Raw genomic sequence first — 5354 nt, forward strand, 5'->3', positions numbered from 1 at the left:
CCAATCGCGGCGAAGCGGCGCGAGCCCCTGCGTGATATCCGTCACCACATCCGGGTCGGTGTAGGGGCCCGAGCTGTCGTAGACCGGCAGGGGAGGCTCAGGGCGGTCTTTGGAAAGTAGGTAGTGATGGGCAAGAACGAACGTCAGGAGGTGGAGCTATTGACCACGAACGAACGTGCCTGGTTGCGGTTCCTGCGCGAGGTCAGCTTCGGTCGTGATCCCGCGCCCACCCTACGGCGTGTGCAGCTGCTGCGCCGGATCTGTGCATCCCGGCGGGCGTGAATGAAATAAGGCATGAATCCACGGCGAGGAACGGCCGTATAATCACTCCTCGCCGTGTCCCGCCACGCCGCTCAAAAGTGAACAGGTCTCGCGCGCCGGCGTTTGATGTGCGAAGCGAAACCGCACATATTGATACGCGGGGAGGCACCGCAACCATGCCGAATATTCACACGCCCGACCTAAACCTTGCGCACGAGAAGATGCGCGCCGAGATCGCCAGGCTGCTGACGGAGGCTAGGCCGATCGGCTTCAATACCTTTTTCATGCCGTTTATCACCGCTGCTGCTGTGATGGGGACGACCGCGGCAGTCATTGCATGCCTATCCTGATGTGACTTACCCGGGGTCGATCAACGCCTTCTGGCCGGGTAGAGTGAGGGCCAGAGATCTTATGGTGCTTGGTTGAATAGGCGCTGAGCGCATCAACCAACAGCGCTCTCCGAGCCGAGTTCGGGGTTAACAGTGCACCTTGCCGGGCCAATGCAGCCTACGTGGGGGAAGCCCTATCAGCCAGCCAACGCCATGCTGACGTCATGTGAAGCCCATTTGGCACATTGTGCACCCCAACAGGGCAGACGAGATCAGAGATTGGGTCGCAGGTAACGAATGGCTCAATCGCCGCGCCTCGCCGGATCCCGGTGCAGGCGGAAGGGTCTCCGGACTTCGCATGGTAACGAGTGGACCGCGTCGCGTATCAGGAACCCGCTCAGGAGGGCGCGTGAGCTTCTCAGGAAAGAGGACGAGGAGGCGCTCCGGTCACTTCCGACCTACGGGATGGTCTGAACCGCGGCGAGGAATGGATTGATGTTCAGGAGGGCGCCATCGGGTATGTCCATGGACATGACGAAGTCTTAGAAGATCCACATGGACACGAAGGGGATGCATTCTGGCGCCGCCAGATCCGGGTGGCTGAAACCTCCCATGCCTGGTCGGTGCGGTCGCCAAGACTCTCTGAGAGCGCGCAGGGCAAGCTCTTTGCGCTGGCTGCTATCCGAAGTCATCCGGAACGTCAGCACCACCCAGCGAGCGCCCCAGCCAGCCTTAGGGCAATCCTCGCCGGCGAGAGGGGTCAGGTAGACGATCCGGGTATGAGGTATTGCTTTCGAGGTGGCCTGCCTCGACTGGGATTAGTCTACCTTGACTTAAAGAGGCGATGTCCAAAAATGATGCTCCCGGCCCTTTCCTGCCGTTCATGCGACCACCGTTATGCTGCGCTGCGGTCCGCCGGACCGGACATTCGCCGCAGGCGCTCGATCCTGGCTCTGTTGAAGGTCGGGAGTCCGGACCTTCCTGCCGTTCGCTGTGGTCGCGAGAAGCTCCGCGACCACAATAGATAGCAAGTCGAAGGAATGGCATCAAAGCGTCGCTCTGAATACGTGGGCTCAAATAACTGCCCTATGACTTGGGTATAGCATTTGTATCCTTAGGAAATCCTCGGCTTGCCCCGAAGAGGACCAGCGAAACGAATTTCATGGTCCGCTGAGGGCTTCGCGCGACGTAAGGGCGCCGAGCCCGATCCGTCGTTCGCCGTCCGGGTGCGGCGCCGCCGGTGCAATGCGCAGACCAAGTCGGTTCAGCAGTTCGGCGTCTCTGCCGGTCGAGGGGTTTTTCGTGGTCAGAAGCTGGTCGCCGACGAAGATCGAGTTCGCCCCGGCGAGGAAGCAGAGCGCCTGAAGCTCATCGCTCATTTCCGTCCGCCCGGCGGAAAGGCGCACGACCGAGGCCGGCATCATGATCCGCGCGAGCGCGATCATCCGCACGAGGGCGAAAGGCTCGATCGGCGTGGCGCGGTCCTGCACCGGGACGCCGTCGATCTCGTTCCAGACGTTGATCGGCACGCTCCCCGGGTGCTCGGGCAGTGTGGCCAGCGTGACGAGCATCGAAATACGATCCTCCTCGGCTTCGCCCATGCCGAGGATGCCCCCGCAGCAGACGCTGATCCCGCCCTGGCGGACCAGTTCGACCGTGTCCAGGCGATCCTCCATCGTCCGCGTCGTCGCAATCTCGCGGTAGTAGTTTGGAGCGGTGTCGATGTTGTGATTGTAGAAGTCGAGCCCCGCCTCCTTGAACCGCGTCACCTGTTCGGGCGTCAGCATGCCGAGCGTCATGCAGGTTTCGAGCCCCAGTTCGGAAACCCCGCGCACCATGTCGCACAGCTTGTCCATGTCGCGATCCTTGGGGCTGCGCCACGCGGCGCCCATGCAGAACCTTTGCGCCCCGGCCTCTTTCGCGCGCTGCGCGGCCGCGAGCACCTCGTCCACGCCCATCAGCCTGGTCGCCTTCACGCCGGTCTTGTAGTGCGCCGACTGCGAGCAGTAGCCGCAATCCTCCGGGCAGCCGCCAGTCTTGATGCTCAGAAGGCTCGCCGTCTCGATTGCGGTCGGGTCGAAGTGCTTGCGGTGAATGGCCTGTGCGCGGTGCATCAGTTCCGGGAGGGGCATGTCGTGGAGGGCCTGCGCTTCCTCCCGCGTCCAGTCCGTGCGGATCATTTCAGCCTCTCCCTCAGACGAAACACACCGGAGACGAGCGTTGCAGCGAGCGCCACCTTCACGAGGTCGCCCAGCAGGAAGGGAGTGAGCCCAGCCGCCAGCAGCTTGGTCGCTGGCACGAAGGCCGCGAGCCACGCCAGACCCGCCGCGTAGACCACCGCGAGCCCCGCAAGCATCGCAAGCGCCCGCCCGATCCAGCCGCGGCCAGCCGCAAGCCAGCCGATGAGCCCCGAGGCCACCAGGAAGCCCAGAAGATAGCCGCCCGTGGGGCCCGCCATGTAGGCCAGCCCGATCCCGCGTTCCGGGGAGCCCGAGAAGACCGGCAGGCCCATTGCGCCCGCCCCGAGGTAGGCGACCATGGCCGCCACGCCGAGACGTGGACCGAGCAGCGCGGCGACGAGGAACACCGCGAGCGTGTGCAGTGTCATGGGCACCGGCCAGAAGGGGATCTGGGCCTTGGCGCCAAGGGTGATGATGGCCGCGCCGGAGAGTGCGAGGGCGATCCAGCGCCAGAGAGCGTGGGAGCGGGCAAGGGTGGGCGTGAGTGACGCCATGAGAGGTCCTCCGTGAGCAGATTTACTTGCATCTACAAATACAGAGGCTTCTGGCGGGCCGCTCAATCACGATTATAGATAATTATCCAGGAATCTCGTAAGTCTCTCTCGCGTCGGCATTTTTCCTGGCCGACTTACGCTTCCCGATCCATCCGACGTGGCGCGCCAGGGTGGCGCAGGCCCGGTCAGTCTGCCCCTTGCGCAGCGCATCGATGACGCTGCGGTGGTCGTGGTCGGTGCGCGCCTCCCAGTCCCGTCGCCACGCCGCGAACAGGAAGCGGGCGCTTGCGACATGCAGGTCGTCGATCGTGCGCAGGAGGCGTGGCATGCGGCAGGGCGAAAGGATCAGGCGATGGAAGTGCCGGTTCGCTGCCTCCCAGTCGCGAACGTTGTCGGCGGTGTCCCCGCGGCGCGTAACCTCCTCCGCCTCAGTCAGAATCGCCCGCGTCATGTTCGGTGCAGCGTGGCGGAGTGCGAGCGATTCGAGGCTGGCGCGCATCTCGGCGACCTCGCGCAGCTCTGCCAGGTCAAAGTCGGTGACGCGGAATCCGCGGCGGGGCAGTCCCTCGGCCAGGCCCTGTATCTTCAGCTCGAGAAAAGCCTCCCGCACCGGGACGTGACTGGCGCCGAACTCCGCGGCGATATGGTCCTGCCGCAGTCTCGTGCCAGGAGCGATTTCCCCTGAAACGATGCGGTCCGTCAGGAGGCGGGCAATCCGGGCAGCCAGGGTCTCTACGGATTCGTCGCTCATGAAGTATAGATAAAGTCGAGGACAGCTCTTGCCAATGTTGCTGAAGAGCCGTTCGGACCCCGGGCGTCCGTGCTGCAACCGTGAGAGGCTTGCTCCTGCGCGCAGACAACAAGGGCTCGGAGCTGACCTTCGCCCCATTGCCGTATAGCCAGGGTCTCACATGATAGCGTGCCCCACCATCAAGTCACAGGCTCACCGCCCGGCGGAGGGGGTGACGACCAAATACTTACCGATCCCATGGAAGAAGATGTCGATCTCCAGCGCCAGGCCAACCTCGAATTCATTGAGCTCAGGCCCACTCCAGCGGTGCTGCTCGAGGTAGTCGAGGAAGTCCCGACGTTTCTGGTCGTCGCGCGGCTCCAACGGCAGGGCTTCGGCGGCACGCAGCAAATCGATCCGCTTGTGGACCTCACGCATGGCTGAGAAGGCTTCCATCATCACCGGCATCAGGCGCGGGTCCTTCTGCCAGGATCGACCCGCGAAGACTTCCTGAACGACACGGTTGCCGGCGCCGAGGCAATCATAGGCGACACAGCCAGGAAAACCTTCCTGCGTCAACTTGTCGTGGATCGTGCAACTGTGCCCCGAGAGGTTCCGGCAAGGTTCGCCGGGGTTCTTGTCAAATGCGAAATCCTTACCTTTGTCGAAGGCCAAAACGACGCAGCAAAGGGCCGCGCATTTGGAACAGTCGGTCTTGAGGCGGTCGGTCGGAGACATTGTGGCTTTCGATTATCAATGGACTTCCCAGGAGAAGTTGTCGGGCCGCCGTATCCCGCGAAACGCTTCTGGGATGCAAGCCCTGGCCTTTCTGCCGCGATCTCGACTCATGCCGTGCGACCAGAGCTCGCGGGGCTGGCGTGGCCTATTTGGTAGCTTGGGACACCCGTCCGCTGAGCGCAGGAAAGCGCCCTTCGCAAAGTTGCGATGGACGCGGCTGCCAGCGCGGCGCGATCGGCCCAAAGCCGACTTTCGAACTTGGGTCTTTGTCGCACTGCAGAGTCCCCAGTGAAGTCACTGATGGCCTTGTTCCGGCATTCCTCGAAGCGATCACGCAGTTCTCCCGTCATGGACCTCCCATCGCAGGACCCGACCAACCTTCCGCTGGTTGGAGGCAGAATGCACATCATTAATTGAGGGCCAACTACACTTTGCGCGCTGGCGTGCCGCGTGATAGTTTCATTGACCTGCCCCCCACGAAGTCCCGCACCATGATGTAGAGTCTGCTCAACCCTGAAGGAGCAGACGAATGCGAAAGAGCCGTTTCACCGAGGCGCAGATT

At 62.9% G+C, this 5354-nt stretch carries 6 protein-coding genes and 1 pseudogene; 2 read left to right on the forward strand and 5 right to left on the reverse strand.

Annotation, left to right across the window (positions count from 1 at the left end):
• Positions 1 to 99, reverse strand: a pseudogene (locus KCI33_RS18085) (hypothetical protein); the annotation flags it as partial.
• 27 nt (positions 100 to 126) lie between these two features.
• On the opposite strand from KCI33_RS18085, the gene KCI33_RS17705 reads away from it, so the two are divergent.
• Together KCI33_RS17705 and KCI33_RS17710 are read left to right on the forward strand one after the other, a co-directional pair.
• On the forward strand, positions 127 to 282 hold the full coding sequence (locus tag KCI33_RS17705) for a hypothetical protein (protein WP_212526132.1): 156 nt from the start codon (positions 127 to 129) through the stop codon (positions 280 to 282).
• Between the two features lie 155 nt (positions 283 to 437).
• Positions 438 to 611, forward strand: coding sequence for a hypothetical protein (locus tag KCI33_RS17710; RefSeq protein ID WP_212526133.1), 174 nt, complete (start codon positions 438 to 440; stop codon positions 609 to 611).
• Between the two features lie 1139 nt (positions 612 to 1750).
• Here KCI33_RS17710 and bioB read toward each other — a convergent pair.
• From bioB to KCI33_RS17730, 4 genes are all read right to left on the reverse strand, one after another.
• On the reverse strand, positions 1751 to 2770 hold the full coding sequence (bioB, locus tag KCI33_RS17715; protein ID WP_212526134.1) for a biotin synthase BioB: 1020 nt from the start codon (positions 2768 to 2770) through the stop codon (positions 1751 to 1753).
• Positions 2767 to 3324: a biotin transporter BioY gene (locus tag KCI33_RS17720; protein WP_212526135.1), complete on the reverse strand. Its 558-nt coding sequence runs from the start codon at positions 3322 to 3324 to the stop codon at positions 2767 to 2769. The genes bioB and KCI33_RS17720 overlap by 4 nt, the downstream gene beginning before the upstream one ends.
• An 82-nt stretch (positions 3325 to 3406) precedes the next feature.
• Complete coding sequence (locus KCI33_RS17725; RefSeq protein ID WP_212526136.1) at positions 3407 to 4075, reverse strand: GntR family transcriptional regulator; 669 nt, start codon at positions 4073 to 4075, stop codon at positions 3407 to 3409.
• A gap of 192 nt (positions 4076 to 4267) precedes the next feature.
• Positions 4268 to 4792, reverse strand: coding sequence for a hypothetical protein (locus tag KCI33_RS17730; protein WP_212526137.1), 525 nt, complete (start codon positions 4790 to 4792; stop codon positions 4268 to 4270).
• Positions 4793 to 5354: the final 562 nt, after the last annotated feature.

The sequence above is a fragment of the Actibacterium sp. MT2.3-13A genome (genome assembly GCF_018139985.1).
In the GTDB taxonomy this organism is placed as follows: domain Bacteria; phylum Pseudomonadota; class Alphaproteobacteria; order Rhodobacterales; family Rhodobacteraceae; genus JAGSOU01.